Source organism: Moorena sp. SIO4E2 (assembly GCF_010671945.1).
GTDB classification, from domain to species: Bacteria; Cyanobacteriota; Cyanobacteriia; order Cyanobacteriales; family Coleofasciculaceae; genus Moorena; species Moorena producens.
In genome coordinates, this window is record NZ_JAAHIE010001152.1 from 1 (window position 1) to 1,580 (window position 1,580).

Sequence of the window (1,580 nt, forward strand, 5' to 3'; positions counted from 1 at the left end):
ATCTTAATAGCAAGTATACCCATAAAGACATTATAAACGATGTCTTTTTACTTGTCCAAAAACTAATCGAATCCGGGAAACTAGAGTCCTATTTAGACGTTGATGAGGGACTTTACCTGGTTATAATTAAGGGTGAATTAAGAGAGCCAATTATTAATCCAAAAGCTTGGGTCCGAAAAGTTATCTTGAATTACATAAGGGGACTCCACCGTGATCATAAGAGGTTTTTAGATATTAGTTCCCAACAGTGGGAAAGTTCACTCTCGATTGGTCAGAGTAATGTGCTTCCATTTGCCCGTCACACTCACCCTATGCAGTATATAGAGAACGTGGAAGTATGGGAGAAGATAACACAACTTCCTGATCAAGACTCAGAAATTTTGGAGTTGTTCTATTTTAAAAAGCTTTCCTGTGCTGAAATTGCCAGTCATTTAGAACATAAGGGCTATCCCCGGTATACGGCAGAAAATATTCGGCAAAAAAAGTTTCGAGCACTCAATAAGCTTCGCAAACTTTATTTATAAACGGGATTGGTGAGCAAAATAAAATTCTAGATAGGGAGCATCTCATCGGGTGCATCTCATTTTTGCTGTTTGACACGGTGGTGCGTTACGGGGCGGGCTATCCAAAGCCTGGCTACGAAGCGGAAAATGAGCCCCCCCTAACGCACCCTACACAACTTTTTTACAAATATGAGATGCACCCCATCTCATCTTTCTAAACAATAAAGTAAGTGTGGTTGTGAGGAGTGTGGTTGTGAGGAGTGTGGTTGTGAGGAGTGTGGTTGTGAGGAGTGTGATTATTGTAGGAATTTTATTATGATTTTTGCCTAATTTCAGGTATTGATATGCACCCTATAAATAACTAGTAATTGTAGTTAAATTACAAAGATGACTGTGAAACTGTTAGTACACAGGCACTTTTGTGCGTTTATTAGCTATGAAAAAAAAATGTTTGAGTTTGTCACGTTGGGCAATATTTTTACTCTCTTTAATAGAAACCTTTAACTAAAGTAAAATCGGGGTAAGGCGACATGAATAGCAAAGAACTCCAAGAAAGGTATGCAGCAGGGGAACGAGATTTTTGTGCTATCAACCTAGTTCAAGCTAATCTGAGTGGTATCAACCTTAGTGGTGTGAATCTGAGTCGAGCAGATTTAAGCGGGGCTAACCTGAGCCGAGCTGATTTGAGTGGGGCTAAGTTGCGTTGTGCGGGATTGGAAAAAGCTAATTTGACTGATGCCAAGCTTCACAGGGCAAATCTAGGTCGAGCGAAACTTGCTGGAGCAAACCTAAGTGGAGCAGATTTGAGAGCTGCCAATTTCAAGGGTGGGGATCTCGCTGAAGTAGACTGGAAGGATGCAGAAGTATGGGGTACGGTTATGCCTGATGGTAGGGTTGTTTCCTGATTTACTCAAGATTTAGCTTCCTAGATGCCTACTGGCAATCATCTCCAGATAAAACGCCGTTGCTTAATCATGGAATGATTAAGCAACGCTCCTTTTTCCCTAAGAAAGCTTAGTCAGGAATTCTAAAAATGTTTTAGTTCTTGGTGTTAAGAGGGTACGACGATAGGCATCT

The 1,580-nt window shown here is 40.8% G+C and carries 2 protein-coding genes; both read left to right on the plus strand.

Annotated features, from left to right (window positions below):
* The coding region (locus F6K37_RS41660; RefSeq protein ID WP_287257121.1) for a sigma-70 family RNA polymerase sigma factor at positions 1-524 on the plus strand (524 nt) is incomplete at its 5' end.
* Between the two features lie 509 nt (positions 525-1,033).
* Positions 1,034-1,408 carry a pentapeptide repeat-containing protein gene (locus F6K37_RS41665; RefSeq protein ID WP_008186913.1) on the plus strand — a complete coding sequence of 125 codons (375 nt, stop codon included), beginning with the start codon at positions 1,034-1,036 and terminating at the stop codon, positions 1,406-1,408.
* The last annotated feature ends 172 nt before the right edge of the window (positions 1,409-1,580 follow it).

Coding starts and splice junctions, on each gene's coding strand:
- F6K37_RS41665 (WP_008186913.1), top strand. CDS start 1,034: ATGAATAGCAAAGAACTCCAAGAAAGGTATGCAGCAGGGGAACGAGAT.